A 19,182-nucleotide genomic window follows, 5' to 3' on the forward strand; every position below is an offset into this window, starting at 1 on the left:
GAGTTTAAATAAAATATGGATAAAGAAAAAAAGAATTTAAGTAAAAAAATACTAATTGTATTAGGTATTCTAACTGTAGGGATAGGTTCCGGATTTTATATAGGAAAGGAAAAAGGAAGAGTTTTACCAGCAACAAGTAGAAATTATAGTGATAATAAGATAATAGCAACAGTTGGAGATGTGAAGATAAAAGAAAAAGAATTAAAAAACAGAATGGAACCTATATTTTATATGAATGGAAAAACTAAAATGACTGATGAGCAGATAGATTATTATGAACAAAATATGATAGATTATATAACAACTACAGAAATGTTATATCAAGAAGGGGTTAAAAATAAAATTAAAGTAGATAAAAATGATATAGAAAGTCAATATAAGTCGTTAATGACAACTATATCTCAAAGTTTTGGGTTAGATGAAGAGAGTTATTTAAAGGAATTTAAATTAACAAAAGATGAAATTAAAAAAACAATAGAAAAAGAAACTATAGCAACAAAAGAAATAGAAAAAGAATCTAATATAAGTGATAAAGATGTTGAGAAATATTATAATGAAAATAAAGAAAAATTTAATGAAGTAAAAGCATCACATATATTAATTAAAAATACGGATGAAAATGATAAGAAATTAGATGACGCTAAATTAAAGGAAAATAAAAAGTTAGCTGAAGGTGTGTTAAAAAAAGCGCTAGAAGGTGTAAGTTTCGAAGAGTTAGCAAAGAAGTATTCTGAGGATACAAGTGCTCAAAGTGGGGGAGATCTAGGTTTCTTTGGAAAGGGACAGATGGTTTCTGAATTTGAGGAAGCAGCATTTAAGTTAAATAAAGGTGAGATAAATCCAAAACTTGTAGAAACAAAATATGGATATCATATAATAAAGAAAACAGATGAAAGAACTCAGTCTTTAGAAGATGTAAAAGAATCATTAAAAGAACAATTAATGTTAGAAAAACAAAATACTTTGATAGAAAAATTAACTAAAAAATATAAAGTTGATGTAAAAAAATAAATTTATAAAATTTTAACTCTCATGTATGATTATGTTTTGTAAATATGTTAAAATTATAGTAATCACATAGGGGAGGAGATTTAAATGATAAAAAGGCCACAAGAATTAACTGTTAATAAAGTAAATAAGTTAAGAGATGGTAGAGGAACTACTACTATGTATCATTTAATTGAAGGGAAAGAATTAAAAGGAAAAGCTAAATTAATATCTAGATTGGTTTTAGACCCAGGAGCTTCTATAGGAGTACATGATCACACTGATGATTTTGAAGTATATTACATAATAAAAGGTGAAGGAAGAGTTTTAGATAATGGATTTATGCAACCTATAGGATCAGGAGATGTAGTATATACGGCAGATGGAGAATCGCATTATTTAGAAAATACTGGAGATGAAGAATTAGAAATTTTAGCTATAGTTATAAATGAATAAAAGAGATGGGATATACCATCTCTTTTATTTTGCTATAAAAATATAAAATACATATTGGTTAATGTGTTTTTTTACCTATTATAGAAAAAGTTACAAAATTTTAACCTTTTATATTTAATATATACACAAATTGTCGTATAATTAACTTAAGTATATGATATCAACAGAATGGGGGAATATGTGTTGAAGCGAAAAATAGCAATGGCTACTCTAGCATTAATACCATTGACAGCTACAAATGCATTTGCATCCAATCAAGAAGGGATAGTAACAGCAACATCGCTAAATGTAAGAAGTGGGCCATCAACAGGTCATTCAGTTATTTTTACGGTTAAAAAAAATGACAAGGTTACTATACTTCAAAGTGATAATGGATGGTATAAAATAAGTGCGGCAAATGGAAAAAGTGGATGGGTTTCTAGTGAATATATAAGCACAAATATAAGTAATACTAATCAATCAACTAATAAAAAGATAGTTAATGCAGATACTCTCAATATGAGAAGTGGAGCATCTACAAGTTATAGAGTAATTGCCAAGTTGAGTAAAGGCAATATTGTAGAATTAATATCAGAGAATAATGGATGGTCAAAGGTAAAATATGATGGAAGATTAGGATATGTATCAAGTGAATTTTTATCGAACATAGATGGTGATATACCAGATAAAAAACCTGAAAAACCATCTGAAACATTACCAGATACAATAATAACCAAAATAAAAGTAGTAACAGCAACATCATTAAATGTAAGAAGTGGACCGTCAACAAGTAATGCATTGATAGGAAGTTTAAGAAATAATGAAAAAGTAGAAGTGATATCAGAAAGTAACGGATGGTCAAAGATAAAATATGGTGGAAGAGTAGGCTATGTATCAAGTATTTACTTAAAAGATGTCGGAGACAGTAACACAAATACTAATCCAAACCCAAGTGAAAAACCAAATGGAGGAACTACGAAAACAAAAGTAGTAACAGCGACATCGTTAAACGTAAGAAGTGGACCATCAACAAGTCACGGATTAATAGGAACACTAAAACATAATGAAAAAGTAGAAGTAATATCAGAAAGTAACGGATGGTCAAAGATAAAATACAATGGAAAAGAAGCATACGTATCAAGTGATTACTTAAAAGATGCTGGAAATAGTAACACAAATACTAATCCAAATCCAAGTGAAAAACCAAATGAAGGAACTACGAAAACAAAAGTAGTAACAGCAACATCATTAAATGTAAGAAGTGGACCATCAACAAGTCACGGATTAATAGGAACACTAAAACATAATGAAAAAGTAGAAGTAATATCAGAAAGTAACGGATGGTCAAAGATAAAATACAATGGAAAAGAAGCATACGTATCAAGTACATACTTAAAAGATGCTGGAGATAGTAACACAAATACTAATCCAAATCCAAGTGAAAAACCAAATGAAGGAACTACGAAAACAAAAGTAGTAACAGCAACATCATTAAACGTAAGAAGTGGACCATCAACAAGTCACGGATTAATAGGAACACTAAAACATAATGAAAAAGTAGAAGTAATATCAGAAAGTAACGGATGGTCAAAGATAAAATACAATGGAAAAGAAGCATACGTATCAAGTACATACTTAAAAGATGATGAAAATGGAGAAGTAACTAATCCAGGTGAAAACCAAGAATCTGCTAAAATAAAGATAGTAACAGCAACATCATTAAATGTAAGAAGTGGACCATCAACAAGTCATGGACTAATAGGAACGCTAAAACATAATGAAAAAGTAGAAGTGATATCAGAAAGTAATGGATGGTCAAAGATAAAATACAATGGAAAAGAAGCATACGTATCAAGTACATACTTAAAAGATTATGATGGGGATATTAGTTCAGGAGGAGATAGTTCAGAAGTAGTAAATGGAGCAACTGTTAATTATAAATATGAAAATCATTCATTACAAGACCATATTAATAAGCAGTTATCAAAAGTAAATATGATAGCTTCATCTTCAGGAGGATTTATTAATGCAAGTAGATCTGACATAGAACATTATCTAAATCCTAATAATTTTAAAAATGGGAAAAAAGGAATGTTACAATTCCTAAGATTAGATAGTTATAAAGGAGGAATAACTGCAGGAGAGTTAAATGGATACTTAAATAGTCTAAAACCTGCATCAAGTGGAACTAATGTATTTTACAATCAAGGTCAAGCATTTATAAATGCAGCTCGTAAGTACAATATAGATTTATCATATTTAGTAGGACACTCTATGTTAGAGACTGGATATGGAAGATCTACACTTGCTCAAGGACAAGTTCTAACTTCATATAAAGGAAAACCTCTACCACAGCCAGTTAAAGTATATAACTTTTTTGGGATAGGGGCATTTGATGGAACTGCAAACTTATCAGGAGCAGAAGCTGCATATAAAAATGGATGGACTAGTGTAGAAAAAACTATAGAAGGATCGGCCAGATGGATTTCTTCGAATTATATACATCATGGTAGCTACGGTCAAAATACACTGTATAAAATGAGATGGAGTTATGATCATTTACACCATCAATATGCAACTGACGTAAACTGGGCGAATGCTATATCAGGAATAATGTATAAGTTTATAGGTATGTATGATACTAATAGTAATTTAATATTTGAAATACCTGTACATAGATAATATAAAAAATAATGGGGACTTAATGTCCTCATTATTTTTTATATTGCTTTTTTGTATTTAATGAAAACATCTATATTGTTTTCATTAATAATATTTTGGATATTTCCAAAATTATAAGTTGCTAGAGCATATTCTCTCATATTATTGAATATAAGTTCTTCGTTTTTATCCTCAAATTCAATTAAATCATGAGCTATTTTCCAAGCTGTAGATTCTCTATTTATCAAATTTTTTTTTAGTTTTAAAACGCACTCTTCTATATCTGATGGCAGATTTTTCTTGTGAAAATTTTCTACATTTATATCTATATCGTATTCAATAAGTTTATTAATGAAAGTTTTAAGTGTTTGATTATATTCAACTTTATTATCATTTATACTTTTATCTAGTATATGGCCTACCTCATGGTATACAACAAATTTAGCGATAGACATTATATTTTTATAAGATACATTTATAAATAAGTTCTTTGAGTGTAGAAAAGAAAAAAAATTATAACAAAAAGATATGAATCCCTGCTTAGACACTAAGATAATTCTGAATTTTGGGAGGGTACATATAGGTATAAATTTTCTTTTAAAATAAAATAAATATAATTTTTTATCAATATTTATATCTTTAACTATTTTTTTTATAAATTTCTTCTCTCCTAAATCTTCATAGGCAATTAAAATTTTATTTATTAAGTTACTATCAAAACTAACTATAAAAATCACCACCTAAACTATGACGTATAATATATAATATATTATTAAAGATTGTATAGTTTGTAGCTAATCCTAATAAAAAAAGTTTTATATATATGATATAATGATTTGATAGAGAGGAGGGAACTTCTTATGGAAATTGTCAAAGATTATTTAGAAAAATTATGTATAAATAATAATATTTTAAATAAACAATTAGCAGATGTAAACATAAGTAAAGTAACATATTTTAAAGAAGAAAAATTAATATATATATATTTAAGTTCTAAAAATATAATAAGTTACGATTATATAGAGATATTAAGACAAGAGTTAAAAGAAAAGCTAGATTATTTTAATGATGTCAAAATTAAGATAAGGTATATAAAATTAGAAAAGCAAAAAACAAAAGACATTATAAAAAAATACTGGGTAAATATAATATATATTTTAACAACACTATGTCCTTCGCTAAATGGATGGATAAAAAATGTTGAGTATATGTGTATAGATGAAACTTTAAAAATAAAATTGCCATCAGATCTTTTTTACAAAAGATTGATAAAACAAAATGCTGTACAGGTATTAAAAAATGTATTGAGTGAAGAAGCTGGATTGGATATTGATATTATATTTGAGAAGTCAGTAAGCAAAGGACCTAATGTAGAAAAACTTATTAAGAAAAATGATAATTTAATTGAAGAAATGGTAAAAGAAAGAATAGCTGAATCTATAAATGTAGAAGATGAAGAAAAGGAAGTTGAAGGCAATCAAGCAATAGAAATTGCAATTAAAGATGAATATATTTATGGAGATAATGTAAATGCTCCAGTTGAAAAAATAAATAGATTAAATCAAAATTCTGGAACTGTGTGTATAGTAGGAGAAGTATTTGATGTTGAGTTAAAAGAATTAAGAAATGGAAAAGTTCTTTTAATTGCAGCAGTTACAGATTATACAAGTTCAATTAGTTGTAAATTATTTTTAAATGATATGAATAAAGATAAGGTTATAGATTCTGTAACTAAAGGAGCTTATTTAAAAATAAAAGGAGACGCACTTTACGATAATTATCAAAGAGAAATTACAATGACAATAAGTGGTATAAAAAAAGAAGTAAAAGAAGAACGAATAGATACTTCAGATGTAAAGAGAGTGGAACTCCATGCTCATACACAAATGTCTTCAATGGATGCTGTATGCTCAACAAAAAAATTAGTTGAAAGAGCAGCTAAATGGGGACACCCTGCAATAGCAATAACTGATCATGGTGTAGTTCAAGCATTTCCAGAAGCTATGGATGCAGCTAAAAAACATGGTATCAAGGTTATATATGGAGTAGAAGGCTATTTGGTGGAAGATGAATTACCGATAATAAAAGACCCTAATGATAAGGATTTATCTCAAAGTTTTATAGTATTTGATATTGAAACAACAGGATTTTCAAATACAAATGATAAGATAACAGAAATAGGTGCAGTAAAAATAGAAAACTTCAAAGTAGTTGATAGGTTTAGTGAGTTAATAAATCCTGAAGCTGATATATCATATAAAATTCAAGAGTTAACAGGTATAACTAATGATATGGTAGCTGACAAACCTACTATAGAGGAAATATTACCTAAGTTTTTAGAATTTGTAGGTGATAGTGTTTTAGTTGCTCATAATGCGGATTTTGATATGGGGTTTATATCTCAAAAAAGTAGAGAACAAGGATTAGAATTTAAAAATAAAAGTATAGATACATTAACACTAGCTAGAGTACTTTTACCACATTTAAAAAGACATAGGTTAAATGTGATAGCAAAAGATCTAGGAATACCACTTTTAAATCACCATAGGGCAGTCGATGATGCTGAAGCTACAGCTCATATATTTATAAAGTTTTTAGAAATGCTTCAAAAACAAGGAGTAGAAAAATTAAGTGATGTAAATGAAAAGCTAGGTGGATTAGATTATACCAAGATAGCAACAAATCATATAACATTACTCGCAAAAGATTATACTGGTCTTAAAAATCTTTATAAAATTGTTTCAGATGCTCATGTAAATCATTTTTATAGAGCTCCAAGGATATTAAGAAGCGTATTAGAAAAGCATAGAGAAGGGCTGATAATTGGGTCAGCTTGTGAAGCAGGACAAGTTTTCAATGCAGTAAAGAAGAATTTACCTGATGAAGAAATGGAAAAGGTAATAGAGTTATATGATTATATAGAAGTTATGCCGATAGATAACAATAGATTTATGATTGAAAAAGGCGAAGTTAAAGATGAAGAAGAATTAAGGGATTTAAATAGAAGATTAATAGAAGTAGCAAAGAAGTTTGGTAAAATACCAGTAGCTACAGGAGATGTTCACTTTTTAGATAAACATGAAGCCGTACTTAGAAAGGTACTTAAAAATTCTCAAGGATTTAAGGTTGACGAAGAAGAAACTTATCTTCATTTTAGAACTACAAATGAAATGTTAGATGAATTTAGTTACTTAGATCCTGTTGAGGCTTATGAAGTTGTAATAGCTAACTCAAATAAGATAGCTGATATGGTTGAGGTTATAAAACCTATACCTGATGACACATATCCACCAGTAATTGAAGGATCGGATGTTGAACTTAGAGAAATGTGTTATGCAAAGGCTAAAAGAATATACGGTGATCCAATGCCGGAGGTTGTTAAAGCAAGACTTGATAGAGAGCTTAATTCTATAATAGGTAATGGATATGCAGTTATGTATATAATATCTCAAAAACTAGTTACAAAATCTTTAAGAGATGGATATCTAGTTGGATCTAGAGGGTCCGTAGGTTCTTCTTTTGCAGCTACTATGAGTGATATAACAGAAGTTAACCCTCTGCCTGCACATTATATATGTGAAAATGAAGAATGTAAATATTCTTATTTTTATGAAATAGGTGAATGGGGATCAGGTGCTGACTTACCAGATAAAGATTGTCCAAAATGTGGAAGACCATTAAAAAAAGATGGACATGATATACCATTTGAGGTTTTCTTAGGATTTGAAGGAGATAAAGAGCCAGATATAGACCTTAACTTCTCGGGAGAATATCAACCGGTGATTCATAAATATACAGAAGAACTATTTGGAGAAGGATATGTTTATAGAGCGGGTACAATAGGTACAGTTGCAGAAAAAACAGCCTTTGGATATGCTAAAAAGTATATAGAAGAAAATAATATAAACACAACATCATCAGAAGCATTAAGACTTGCTAATGGATGTACTGGAGTAAAAAGAACATCAGGACAACATCCAGGAGGAGTTATGGTTGTACCACATTATAAAGATATTTATGATTTTACACCTATACAATATCCTGCTAATGATACTTCTTGTGGAGTTATAACGACTCACTTTGACTATCACTCTATAAGTGGTAGAATACTAAAGCTTGATATACTAGGGCACGATGTGCCGACCATCATAAGAATGCTTGAAGATATAACTGGAATAGATGCAACAACTATACCTTTAGATGATAAAGAGACAATGTCCTTGTTTACATCAACAGATGCACTAGGGGTTACGCCGGAAGAAATAAACTGTCCTATAGGATCACTTGCAATACCTGAGTTTGGTACAAAGTTTGTTAGACAGATGTTACTTGATACAAAACCTACAACATTTGCAGAACTTGTTCGTATATCTGGACTTTCTCATGGTACTGATGTTTGGTTAAACAATGCACAAGAACTTGTACAAAAAGAAATAGTTGGACTTAAAGATGTTATATCAACTCGTGATGATATAATGAACTACCTTATATTTAAAGGTCTACCGCCTAAAATGGCCTTTACTATAATGGAAAGTGTTAGAAAAGGTAGGGGATTAAAACCAGAACATATAGAAGAAATGGAAAAAAATGATGTTCCTAAATGGTATATATGGTCTTGTCAACAAATAAAGTACATGTTCCCTAAAGCACATGCGGTTGCATATGTTATGATGTCTTTTAGACTTGCATATTGCAAAGTTCATTATCCAGAGGCTTTTTACGCAACTTACTTTACGACTAAAGCTGAAGATTTTGATGCAGATTTAATTGTAAAGGGATTACCTGCAATAAAAGCAAAAATTAAAGAAATTGAAGAACTTGGAAATGATGCAACAACAAAAGAAAAAAATATGCTAACTGTTTTGGAAGTTGCACTTGAGATGTATGCAAGGGATATAAAAATAATTCCCGTTGATATATATAAATCAGATGCAAAGAAATTTCAGGTTGTAGGAGAAAAAACATTGCTTCCTCCTATGATAGCACTACAAGGAGTTGGAGAGAATGCAGCTATAAATATACAAAAAGAAAGAGAAAATGGGGAGTTTATTTCTAAAGAAGATTTGAGAAAAAGAACTAAAATATCTAAAACTGTAATAGAGACACTTACTAATCACGGGTCACTTGAAAATATGAGTGACGAAAATCAATTATCTTTATTTTAGTTAATAAAAATTTAAATCACTAAGTTTATAACTTTTAATTAAAAGTTATAAACTTAGTACAAAAATATAGGGGGAGGTTTATATTAGAAATTTAAAATTAAAATTTAATAAGGAAATGTTAGTATCGATTATTATTGTTATTACTATGATTATAGATTCAACAGTATTTACATCTATGCAAAGAGAAGTACCATTTAAATTAATATCGTCAATATTAGTATTAATTGATATAATCCTAATATTATTTTGTAATTTTATTTCAAAGAGAATACAGCTATGGTATGATTTGAAAAGTGTAAAAAATCATTCTAAGTTATATGACTTTTTGTATTCTTTTTGTATGATTTTAGGTTATATATTAGTTAAATGTGTAGTAATATCTATTTTGAGCAAATATCATAATATAAATACCTTAAATACATTTGAAAGTTCTTTTGTGAGTAACTATGTAAACACTGGAGGATTAATTGGAATTATAATTATATATATTCAAATAGTTATAGTAGGACCTATATTAGAAGAATTATTATTTAGGGGAATTTTATTAAAAAGTCTTTTAAAAAAATATTACAACAAACCATTAAAAGCTATAGTATATTCATCTATAATATTTGCAGTTGTTCATTTTAATTTAATTCAAGGAGTTGCTGCATTTGGAGGAGCTATTATATTGGGATTTATATACTATTACACAAAATCTATAAAGATTTGTATATTGGCTCATTTAATAAATAATTTACTTGTTATAATACCTATGCCAATAGGTTTATTTTGGAGTTTAGGATATTTAGTTTTAGGAATTTATTTAATCAATAAAGGTATATATAATTTAAGTAAGATAGATGAGAAAAATGTCGATTGAAAGTTAGAAAAAATTTAAAAAAATGCTTAACAAATTAATAAAAAAATTATATAATTATAGAGTAAGGTTAAGGCGACATAGCCAAGTGGTAAGGCAGTGGACTGCAACTCCTTGATCCCCAGTTCGAATCTGGGTGTCGCCTCCAAATATTTAAATTCGGGAATATGGCTCAGTTGGTAGAGCAATTGACTGTTAATCAATGGGTCACAGGTTCGAGTCCTGTTATTCCCGCCATATGCTAGTGTGGCTCAACGGTAGAGCAGCTGACTTGTAATCAGCAGGTTGTAGGTTCGATTCCTATCACTAGCTCCAATGAAAAGTAGACTATTAGATAGTCTACTTTTTTTATGAAATTATATAAAGTTTAAGTCACATGTTAAGGAAAGTGAATGAATATCTATATTATTTTTAAGGTGATTTTTATGAGCTTCTATATCTGGGGTTGTAGTAGGAATAATAATATCTTTCTTTTTAAAGAGCCTACTATGAGCAACTAGTACAAGATAAGCAAATCCATAGTTATTATATCTATTACCATTAGGTGGCATTTGTAAGTTATTTATATGCTAGATATGGAAGAGAATCATCTAAAGGAAACAACTTAATAATTGAGAGAATTAATCAAGGAGCAGGGAATATACCATTTAGAATGGCTCCATTAGTATTTTTTGGTACTCCAATTGGAGGAACTATATTTGGACTCGAAGTAAGTACTGTCGGTAAGATGCGATATGAAGCTATAATACCTTGTTTTATAGCGAGTTACATAGGAAATTTTGTAGCAAAATTATTTAAAATGCAACATAGTCACTATAATATAGTATCTCCTATAAATGGGGTTGATGTATTTTAAAAAGTTATATTATGTGAGATTTTATTTGGACTTACAAGTAAACTTTTTGATGAACTTATACATAGCTTAAAAAATTATTTGCAGAAAAAATACCTAACACATCACTAAAGAGTTTTATAGGAGGTATAATAATACTTGGAACTAGAATATATCTTGGTCTAAGTTTAGATTTACTAAGTGATGCATTTATAATAAAACTACTATTAACATCATTAACATTAGCGGTAGGATTTCAAGGCGGTAAGGTTACTCTATTATTTGTAATAGGAGCAATACTAGGAAATTTATTAGCAGGAGCTACTAAAACTTCGATCGCATCTCTTGTAATGGAAATAGAGTTATCGGGATCTGCTAGCATAGAATACTTGTTTATTGTTTGTGTAATAAGTTATGTATTTGATGATAGAAGTGGAATATATACATCCTCAGATAGTAGTTTGTTAGAAATAAAAAAAGATTAGCGTTTAGCTAATCTTTTTTTATTTCTAACATATATATTATTTTTATAAAAAATAAGTAGAAAAAAATTAACACTTGATATATACTAAGTATTAGTACTAGATAATAATATCAGGAGGAAAAAATGAAGAGAAAAGCAATCATAATAATTTCATCGGTTTGTATATTATTATTTTTAATAATATCTTACGTAGTTGGTTTCTTAGTATATGATGGTTCGGTTGGTTCTGTTCAAAAAATAAAAGATGAAGATATAGTAGAAGTATTTTCTCATAGAGAAGGAAGACCACTAGAAAAACTTAAAAATTATAAGTATGAAGATGTATTTATAAGTTCTCCAGAAAATGGATATAAAGTAGAAGGTAAATTTATAAAGTCTAATAAAAATACTGACAATACAATAATACTAGTTCATGGGATTGAAAGTAATTACTATGAATATTTAAAAAAGGCATATGAATATTTAGATCATGGATACAATGTTATGTTATATAATCAAAGGCACACAGGTAAAACTGGAGGAAGTGATTATACTTTTGGGTTAAGAGAAAAATATGATTTAGAAAATGTTGCTAAGTTTATTCATAAAAAATATCCTAATGGATTATTAGGAGCTCATGGACATTCAATGGGGGCTGCAACTGTAGTAATGCATTCTGAAATAAATGAAAAAAATAGGTATGTAAATTTTTATATAGCTGATTCACCATATCATGAAATGTCGGATGCTATAAGATTAGGTATTGAAGCAAAAAACATACCACTTTTACCTGTAGGATATGCAAGAACTATGGGGAATATATATACTAAAGTTAAATCAGGATTTAATTATGAAGATGTAAAACCATATAAATCAGTACAACATATAACTACGCCGATGTTTTTAATACATGGAAAAGAAGATAAAGTATGTTCTCCAAAAAGTAGTCAGATAATATATGATAATATACCACATGATAAAAAAGAAATTTGGCTTATAGATAAAGTTCAACATGTCAATGGATATGATATTCTAGGAGATGAATACTTTAATAGAATATATAAGTTTATAGATGATAAAGTTGTTGGCAAATAGATTTAAAAAAGAATTGATGTTATTTTATATTTATTTATAATATTATGATATAATTTAGTGTATATTTTATATTAAGGTGGAGATTTATATGAGTAAAGGATATGTATGTCCAAAATGTAGTAATACTGAATATGAAAAAGATGAAATATGTACAACAGGTAGTGGATTTTCTAAGATATTTGATGTTCAAAATAGAAAATTTACAACAGTAACTTGTACTAGATGTAAATATACTGAAATTTACAAAGTGCCAACAAATAAAATTGATGATATATTCGATTTTATAATAGGTTAATATAATTAAAAACAAGAAGACTGCTTGGTAATCAAGTAGTCTTTTTTTATATTAAAATAGAATTAAGAAGGTTCCTAATTAATTTAAGACAATTTATTTTAATGTTTTACTTAAAAAATAAAAAATTATGAGAACCAATTTTATATAAAAACTATCTAATATATAGAAGAATTGATAATGAGGGATGGGAGGATGACGCTTGGATATAGTAAAACTAGTCAAAAAAAGTAAAAAGGGGAATGATATTGCATTTTCTACTTTAATAAAAAACTATGAAAAAGATTTATATAGAGTAGCTATAGCTATAACTAAAAATAATGAAGATGCATTAGATTGCATTCAAGAAACTATATTAAAAGCTTATACAAATATAAAAAATTTAAGACAAGAAAAGTATTTTAAAACTTGGTTAATAAAAATTTTAATAAATCAATGTAATTACACAGTTGAAAAAAATAGAAAATCATCAAATTGCTTTAATGAAAATATACACAATTCATATATGGATAATTCTGCTGAAATAGAAATTAAAAGTATAATAAACAATCTAGAAGAAGAACTAAAAATACTAATAATTTTATACTATTATGAAGACATGGGAATAAGCGATATATCAGAAATTTTAAAGATACCTAAAGGAACTATAAAGTCAAGACTATCAAGGGCTAGAGGTAAGTTAAAAGAAATGATAGATATAAACTAAATGGAGGACTTAAAATGGATAAGAATAATAAGCTTGATATAGAGATAAATAAATTCCTAAGAGAAAAAGATAATTTAGAAGTTCCAGTAGAAATAATTAAGGGAATTGATGATACATTAAAGAGTATAAATGAAAAAAGACAAAGTAAGAAAATAAAGAGAGAATTAATGATAGCATCAATCATTGGATTGATAGTAATAACATCAGCGCCATTTATTGTAAAAGCTTACATTAACCAAAATTATAAATATATTCCAGGAAGTGGAATGGTTACAACTGATGATGGATTAAAATATATATTGGAAAGACCTATTTATCAAAAATTAAATAAATCAACAGATATAACTTTAAGGGATATAAATATAAATGAAGCTAATAATGAAATAAGTGTAAAGGTAGAAGGAGAGTTTTATGAGCCTAGTGAAATATCTACAATAGAGATAGGAAATAGAAAAAAAGTTTCAAGAGGATACATATCAACTTCAACTAGTGGAGATGGCAGAGCTGATAATTGGGTATATGAATGTACATTTAAGTATTATAAAAAGTATAAAAATGATAATATAAAATTTACCATGAAGTGGGAAAGTGGGGAAAGTGTAGAATTTAACACAAAACTTATAGAGGTTAAGTCAAAATCAGATATTAAAAGCCTTGGAGTAACTGATACTAAATGTAATATGACTATAACTGCTATGATAGAAGAAGGTAAAAATAAATTGGATGTAAACTTTATTAATAATAGAGACATAAAAAATGAATTAACATTTTATGGACAAGAAATAAATGAAAGAGATGTTTATAGTAATTATGCAAGAAAACAAAAAGACGTTATAAAATTAATTGATTCAAATGGTAAATTTGCAGTAGGGGCATTTATAGAACATCCAGAAAGGTATAATCACTTTAGATTTGATACAACTAATTTAAAAAAGCCATATAAGATAATTATACCTGAAATATCAACATTTGCACTTAATGAGAAAATTAAAAGTGAGGAATTGCAATTAGATATAGAATCTGATAACGTAGAAACAACTATAAATAAAATAGTAAAATTAAAAACAAATAGTAATTTATTTAAAAATGCAAATGACAAAGTTAAATTAATAAAGGGTATTAAAGAGAATGATAATTATACTATATATATACAAAAGCTAAACGAACAAAAAAATCCAATGAAAATTGAAAGTATATACATAAGGCCTTCAGGTGAAAGTATAAAAGATGTAAAAGCAGATTTTTTTGAGGGAGGTCTATCAGTAGGAGCTGAAGATGAAAATTTATACTCATATACATTTAAATTGCCATATCCCAAAAGTGATAAATTATATATAAAACTTGAAGGAAATAGATATAATATAAAAGGAAACTGGAGTTTCACTATTGAATAATACTAGAAAATTTGCAAATAAAAACAATCTATGGTATCATAGTATATAAAATAGTATATAATGCAAAAACTAAGAGTGAGACGAAAAGTTCTCACTCTTTTATTATAGCATTTACAATGCTATAAAATAACAACTGAATAGGAGGGAAGCAAAATGAAAAAGAGTACAGAATCATTAATAGAAGAATTAGTACTTCCGATAACTAATGAGCACAACATAGAGATAGTTGATGTTGAATATGTTAAAGAAGCAGGAGAATATTATTTAAGAATATTTATAGATAAAGATGGAGGCGTATCTCTAAATGACTGTGAAGTTATAACAAGAGCTATAAATCCAATATTAGATGAAAAAGACCCAATAAAAGAAAACTATTTCTTAGAAGTATCTTCACCAGGTCTTGATAGACCACTTAAAAAAGAAAAAGATTTTATAAGATATGCGGGAAGAGACGTAGAAGTTAAATTATATAAACCTATAAATGGATTAAAACATTTCGAAGCTCAATTAGTTGAGTTAGTGGACAATAAAATAGTTAAACTTATAGTTGATAATGAAGAAATGGAATTTGATAAAAAAGATATAGCACTTATAAGACTTGCTATAAAATTCTAATTAAAACTTAATATAGGAGGACAAAAAAATGAACCACGAGTTTATAGAAGCATTAGATGAATTAGAAAAAGATAGAGGAATTGATAAAGATATACTTATAGATACTATAGAACAAGCACTTTTAACTGCTTATAAGAAAAATTTTGGATCTGCTCAAAATGTTAGAGTATACTTTGATAGAGAAAAAGGAGATGTAAAAGTTTACTCTCAAAGAGTTGTTGTAGATTCAGAAGATATATACGATACATTCTTAGAGATAGAAATAGATGAAGCAAGACAAATAAGCCCTAACTATGAAATAGGTGATATAATAGAAAGTGAAATAACTACTACAGAATTTGGAAGAATAGCAGCTCAAACAGCTAAGCAAGTAGTTGTTCAAAGAATAAGAGAAGCTGAAAGAGATATAGTATACAATGAATTTATAGACAAGCAAGATGAAATAGTAACAGGAGAAGTTGCTAGAGTAAACAAAAATATAGTTCATGTAAACCTTGGAAGAATAGAAGCTATAATGACTCAAGCAGAGCAAATACCAGGTGAATACTATCAAGCAGGACAAAAAATAAAGGTATATATATTAGAAGTGAAGAAAACTAACAAAGGACCTCAAATAACTGTTTCAAGAAGCCATCCAGGTTTAGTTAAGAGATTATTTGAAATGGAAGTTCCTGAAATATTTGATGGTACTGTTCAAGTTAAGAGCATCGCTAGAGAAGCTGGATCAAGAACTAAGATGGCAGTTTACTCTGTAGATGAAAACATAGATCCAATAGGAGCATGCGTTGGACCTAAAGGATCAAGAGTTAAAAATATTGTTGATGAATTAGGCGATGAAAAAATAGATATAATCAAATACAGTGAAAATCCAGTAGAATTTATATCTGCAGCACTTAGTCCATCAAAAGTTGTATCTGTAGATGTAAATGAAGAAGAAAAGAGTGCTTTAGTTGTAGTTCCTGACTATCAATTATCACTTGCGATAGGTAAAGAAGGGCAAAATGCAAGACTTGCAGCTAAGCTTACTAATTGGAAGATAGATATAAAAAGCGAAAGTCAAGCAGCTAAAGAAGCAGATAATAAAGAAGAATTAGATGCTTAATTATAAGGAGTGATACATTTGCAAAAAGTAAAGAAAGTTCCTCAAAGAAAGTGTATAGCTTGTCAAGATAGAGACAATAAAAAAGAGTTAATAAGAATTGTCAAAAATAAAGAAGGACAAATATTTTTAGATAAAACAGGTAAAGCAAATGGTAGAGGTGCATATATTTGTAACTGTAGCGAATGTCTAAAAAAAGCAATTAAAAGTAAAGCTTTAAGTAGAGCTTTTAAAGTTGAAGTTCCTGATGAAGTATATGAAAGCCTGATGAAGGAGATAGGTGACAATGAATAAAGCCAATGAAGCCAAAATTTACTCATTCCTAGGCTTAGCACAACGTGCAGGAAAGCTAGTATCAGGTGATGATTCTACTATGCTTGATATTAAAAAAAATAGGGTAAAATTAGTAATAGTGGCAGAAGATGCTTCAAATAATACGAAAAAGCTATTTAAAGATAAAACATCTTTTAGAAATATAGCATGCGTTACATATTCAACAAAACTACAATTAGGGTTAGCTATAGGAAAAGCGCCTAGAGCAGTTATGGGAATAAAAGACGTGAGCTTTGCAGATAAGGTCTTAGAACTTATTGAAAATACAAAAATATAATAGGGGGTGGTCTTGTGTCAACAAGAGTATACCAATTAGCAGAAAATTTAGGAATGACTAGCGAAGAACTTATAGCTAAGCTAGGAGAACTAGATATAAACGTAAAAAATAAAAATGATGAATTAAGCCAAGATGATGCAGATATGGCTATGGAATTATTAGGTGATGAAGTTGCAGCAGGAAGTGGACTTCCAACTGTATCAGTTGAAGGAAAATTAACTGTTCAAGAATTAGCTAATAGTTTAGAAAAACCTGCTACAGAAATAATAATGAAGCTTATGAAAATGGGAACTATGGCAACAATAAATCAAGAGTTAAACTTTGAAATAGCTTCATTAGTAGCTAAAGATTATGGATTTGAGCTTGTAGAAAAAGATATGACAGAGCAAGAAGAAGCTGAAATAGATGAATTAATAGATATACAAGAAGATAAAGAAGAAGATTTAGTAAAAAGACCTCCTGTAGTTACAGTTATGGGACACGTTGACCATGGTAAAACATCATTACTAGATGCTATAAGATCAACAAGTGTAACTACAAATGAAGCTGGAGGAATAACTCAACATATAGGGGCATCAGAAGTTACTATAAATGGAGAAAAGATAGTATTTTTAGATACCCCAGGACATGAAGCTTTCACATCTATGAGAGCTAGAGGAGCGCAAGTTACTGATATGGCTATATTAGTTGTTGCTGCAGATGATGGTATAATGCCACAAACTATAGAAGCTATAAACCATGCTAAAGCTGCAGAAGTTCCAATAATAGTTGCAATAAATAAAATAGATAAACCAGCGGCTAATGTTGATAGAGTTAAGCAAGAATTAGCAGACCAAGGTTTATTAGTTGAAGATTGGGGTGGAGATGTAATATCTGTTCCAGTATCAGCTAGACAAAAAACTAATATAGATTCATTACTTGAAATGATTCTTTTAGTTGCAGAAGTAGAAGAATTAAAAGCTAATCCAAACAAGAGAGCTGTAGGTACTGTAATAGAAGCTCAACTTGACAAAGGTAGAGGACCAGTTGCTACTGTACTTGTTCAAGGAGGTACTTTAAAAGTAGGAGATCCTATAGTTGCAGGGACTGCTTGTGGTAAAGTAAGAGCTATGATAAATGATAAAGGTAGAAGAGTTAAGACTGCTGGACCATCTACTGCTGTTGAGATATTAGGATTGTCAGAAGTTCCACAAGGTGGAGATCAATTTGTAGCAGTTGCTACTGATAAAATAGCTAGAAGTGTAGCTGAGAAGAGACAACATATAGCTAGAGAAGAAATGTTAAAATCTAACCAAAGAGTAAGTCTTGACGAATTCTTTAGTCAAATGTCTGATGCTGAAGTTAAAGAACTTAACCTAGTTGTTAAAGCTGATGTTCAAGGTTCTGTTCAAGCTGTTAAACAATCTTTAGAAAAATTATCTAATGAAGAAGTTGCTGTAAGAGTTATACATGGCGGTGTTGGAGCTGTAACTGAATCTGATGTTATGCTAGCAAGAGCATCTAATGCAATAATAATAGGATTTAATGTAAGACCAGTTGCTACTGCTGAAGTAATGGCTAAAAAAGAAGAAGTTGATATAAGAACTTACACAATAATATACAAGGCTATAGAAGATGTACAAGCTGCTATGACAGGTATGTTAGACCCAGAATATATAGATGAGGATACAGGTAAAGCAGAAGTAAGAGAAACATTTAAAATATCTGGAGTTGGTACTGTAGCTGGATGTTATGTTTTAAGTGGTAAGATATTTAGAAATGGTAAAGTAAGAGTTGTAAGAGATGGATTCATAATACATGAAGGTGAAATAGCAGCATTAAAGAGATTTAAAGATGACGCTAAAGAAGTTAACCATGGATATGAATGTGGTATAACAATTACTAATTTCAACGATTTAAAAGAAGGCGATATAATAGAAGCTTATATAACTAAAGAGGTTGAAAGAAAATTAAAATAGTAAAAAGAGGT

18 protein-coding genes and 3 tRNA genes are annotated in these 19,182 nt (G+C 28.7%); 19 read left to right on the top strand and 2 right to left on the bottom strand.

Annotated elements, in window-relative coordinates; translation table 11 throughout:
• The first annotated feature begins 15 nt into the window (after positions 1 to 15).
• The 3 genes from H8891_RS01310 to H8891_RS01320 all read left to right on the top strand — a co-directional run bounded on the left by H8891_RS01310 (position 16) and on the right by H8891_RS01320 (position 4,104).
• Positions 16 to 1,011 (top strand): peptidylprolyl isomerase, encoded by a 996-nt coding sequence (locus tag H8891_RS01310; RefSeq protein WP_187004871.1) that lies wholly within the window; start codon positions 16 to 18, stop codon positions 1,009 to 1,011.
• 84 nt (positions 1,012 to 1,095) lie between these two features.
• Positions 1,096 to 1,443, top strand: coding sequence for a cupin domain-containing protein (locus H8891_RS01315; RefSeq protein ID WP_147546597.1), 348 nt, complete (start codon positions 1,096 to 1,098; stop codon positions 1,441 to 1,443).
• Positions 1,444 to 1,626: 183 nt separating this feature from the next.
• Entirely contained in the window at positions 1,627 to 4,104 is a 2,478-nt protein-coding gene (locus tag H8891_RS01320) for an SH3 domain-containing protein (protein WP_187004872.1), read from the top strand.
• A gap of 38 nt (positions 4,105 to 4,142) precedes the next feature.
• Here H8891_RS01320 and H8891_RS15100 read toward each other — a convergent pair whose 3' ends face one another.
• A complete protein-coding gene (locus tag H8891_RS15100; protein ID WP_207723519.1) occupies positions 4,143 to 4,538 on the bottom strand; it encodes a hypothetical protein in 396 nt (131 codons plus the stop codon).
• A 405-nt stretch (positions 4,539 to 4,943) separates the two neighbouring features.
• On the opposite strand from H8891_RS15100, the gene H8891_RS01330 reads away from it, so the two are divergent.
• From H8891_RS01330 to H8891_RS01350, 5 genes are all read left to right on the top strand, one after another.
• Positions 4,944 to 9,248, top strand: a complete 4,305-nt coding sequence (locus H8891_RS01330) for a PolC-type DNA polymerase III (protein WP_187004873.1) — start codon at positions 4,944 to 4,946, stop codon at positions 9,246 to 9,248.
• Between the two features lie 145 nt (positions 9,249 to 9,393).
• The gene (locus H8891_RS01335; RefSeq protein WP_187004874.1) at positions 9,394 to 10,110 is read left to right on the top strand and encodes a CPBP family intramembrane glutamic endopeptidase; all 717 of its coding nucleotides are present in this window, start codon (positions 9,394 to 9,396) and stop codon (positions 10,108 to 10,110) included.
• 71 nt (positions 10,111 to 10,181) lie between these two features.
• A tRNA-Cys gene (locus H8891_RS01340) sits at positions 10,182 to 10,255 on the top strand.
• 13 nt (positions 10,256 to 10,268) lie between these two features.
• Positions 10,269 to 10,344: transfer RNA gene (locus tag H8891_RS01345), tRNA-Asn, on the top strand.
• Positions 10,345 to 10,347: 3 nt separating this feature from the next.
• Positions 10,348 to 10,422, top strand: a tRNA-Thr gene (locus tag H8891_RS01350).
• A 41-nt stretch (positions 10,423 to 10,463) separates the two neighbouring features.
• Here H8891_RS01350 and H8891_RS15105 read toward each other — a convergent pair.
• Positions 10,464 to 10,658 (bottom strand): hypothetical protein, encoded by a 195-nt coding sequence (locus tag H8891_RS15105; RefSeq protein WP_207723522.1) that lies wholly within the window; start codon positions 10,656 to 10,658, stop codon positions 10,464 to 10,466.
• Between H8891_RS15105 and H8891_RS15410 the strand changes: the two genes are divergently transcribed.
• From H8891_RS15410 to infB, 11 genes are all read left to right on the top strand, one after another.
• Complete coding sequence (locus tag H8891_RS15410; RefSeq protein ID WP_207723524.1) at positions 10,652 to 10,963, top strand: chloride channel protein; 312 nt, start codon at positions 10,652 to 10,654, stop codon at positions 10,961 to 10,963. The genes H8891_RS15105 and H8891_RS15410 overlap by 7 nt on opposite strands.
• 326 nt (positions 10,964 to 11,289) lie before the next feature.
• The gene (locus H8891_RS15415) at positions 11,290 to 11,424 is read left to right on the top strand and encodes a hypothetical protein (protein ID WP_276510598.1); all 135 of its coding nucleotides are present in this window, start codon (positions 11,290 to 11,292) and stop codon (positions 11,422 to 11,424) included.
• 122 nt (positions 11,425 to 11,546) lie between these two features.
• Positions 11,547 to 12,497: an alpha/beta hydrolase gene (locus tag H8891_RS01360; protein ID WP_187004875.1), complete on the top strand. Its 951-nt coding sequence runs from the start codon at positions 11,547 to 11,549 to the stop codon at positions 12,495 to 12,497.
• An 88-nt stretch (positions 12,498 to 12,585) separates the two neighbouring features.
• Positions 12,586 to 12,792: a zinc ribbon domain-containing protein gene (locus H8891_RS01365; protein WP_187004876.1), complete on the top strand. Its 207-nt coding sequence runs from the start codon at positions 12,586 to 12,588 to the stop codon at positions 12,790 to 12,792.
• 199 nt (positions 12,793 to 12,991) lie between these two features.
• A complete protein-coding gene (locus tag H8891_RS01370; protein WP_147545865.1) occupies positions 12,992 to 13,495 on the top strand; it encodes a sigma-70 family RNA polymerase sigma factor in 504 nt (167 codons plus the stop codon).
• 14 nt (positions 13,496 to 13,509) lie between these two features.
• Entirely contained in the window at positions 13,510 to 14,889 is a 1,380-nt protein-coding gene (locus H8891_RS01375) for a hypothetical protein (protein ID WP_187004877.1), read from the top strand.
• A gap of 153 nt (positions 14,890 to 15,042) precedes the next feature.
• Positions 15,043 to 15,504 (top strand): ribosome maturation factor RimP, encoded by a 462-nt coding sequence (locus H8891_RS01380; protein ID WP_147545859.1) that lies wholly within the window; start codon positions 15,043 to 15,045, stop codon positions 15,502 to 15,504.
• Positions 15,505 to 15,532: 28 nt separating this feature from the next.
• A complete protein-coding gene (gene nusA / locus H8891_RS01385; protein ID WP_147545856.1) occupies positions 15,533 to 16,606 on the top strand; it encodes a transcription termination factor NusA in 1,074 nt (357 codons plus the stop codon).
• Positions 16,607 to 16,624: 18 nt separating this feature from the next.
• Entirely contained in the window at positions 16,625 to 16,897 is a 273-nt protein-coding gene (gene rnpM / locus H8891_RS01390; protein ID WP_187004878.1) for an RNase P modulator RnpM, read from the top strand.
• Entirely contained in the window at positions 16,890 to 17,213 is a 324-nt protein-coding gene (locus tag H8891_RS01395) for a L7Ae/L30e/S12e/Gadd45 family ribosomal protein (protein ID WP_187004879.1), read from the top strand. The genes rnpM and H8891_RS01395 overlap by 8 nt, the downstream gene beginning before the upstream one ends.
• 53 nt (positions 17,214 to 17,266) lie before the next feature.
• Positions 17,267 to 19,171, top strand: a complete 1,905-nt coding sequence (gene infB / locus H8891_RS01400; protein WP_207723576.1) for a translation initiation factor IF-2 — start codon at positions 17,267 to 17,269, stop codon at positions 19,169 to 19,171.
• Positions 19,172 to 19,182: the final 11 nt, after the last annotated feature.

The organism is Paeniclostridium hominis, from assembly GCF_014306135.1.
GTDB classification, from domain to species: Bacteria; Bacillota; Clostridia; order Peptostreptococcales; family Peptostreptococcaceae; genus Paraclostridium; species Paraclostridium hominis.

Bases quoted from the DNA above. Each gene is read 5' to 3' on its own strand.
- H8891_RS01310 (WP_187004871.1), top strand. From the start codon at position 16: ATGGATAAAGAAAAAAAGAATTTAAGTAAAAAAATACTAATTGTATTA.
- H8891_RS01315 (WP_147546597.1), top strand. From the start codon at position 1,096: ATGATAAAAAGGCCACAAGAATTAACTGTTAATAAAGTAAATAAGTTA.
- H8891_RS15100 (WP_207723519.1), bottom strand. From the start codon at position 4,538: ATGTCTATCGCTAAATTTGTTGTATACCATGAGGTAGGCCATATACTA.
- H8891_RS01330 (WP_187004873.1), top strand. From the start codon at position 4,944: ATGGAAATTGTCAAAGATTATTTAGAAAAATTATGTATAAATAATAAT.
- H8891_RS01335 (WP_187004874.1), top strand. From the start codon at position 9,394: ATGATTATAGATTCAACAGTATTTACATCTATGCAAAGAGAAGTACCA.
- H8891_RS15105 (WP_207723522.1), bottom strand. From the start codon at position 10,658: ATGCCACCTAATGGTAATAGATATAATAACTATGGATTTGCTTATCTT.
- H8891_RS15415 (WP_276510598.1), top strand. From the start codon at position 11,290: ATGGAAATAGAGTTATCGGGATCTGCTAGCATAGAATACTTGTTTATT.
- H8891_RS01360 (WP_187004875.1), top strand. From the start codon at position 11,547: ATGAAGAGAAAAGCAATCATAATAATTTCATCGGTTTGTATATTATTA.
- H8891_RS01365 (WP_187004876.1), top strand. From the start codon at position 12,586: ATGAGTAAAGGATATGTATGTCCAAAATGTAGTAATACTGAATATGAA.
- H8891_RS01375 (WP_187004877.1), top strand. From the start codon at position 13,510: ATGGATAAGAATAATAAGCTTGATATAGAGATAAATAAATTCCTAAGA.
- H8891_RS01380 (WP_147545859.1), top strand. From the start codon at position 15,043: ATGAAAAAGAGTACAGAATCATTAATAGAAGAATTAGTACTTCCGATA.
- nusA (WP_147545856.1), top strand. From the start codon at position 15,533: ATGAACCACGAGTTTATAGAAGCATTAGATGAATTAGAAAAAGATAGA.
- H8891_RS01395 (WP_187004879.1), top strand. From the start codon at position 16,890: ATGAATAAAGCCAATGAAGCCAAAATTTACTCATTCCTAGGCTTAGCA.
- infB (WP_207723576.1), top strand. From the start codon at position 17,267: ATGACTAGCGAAGAACTTATAGCTAAGCTAGGAGAACTAGATATAAAC.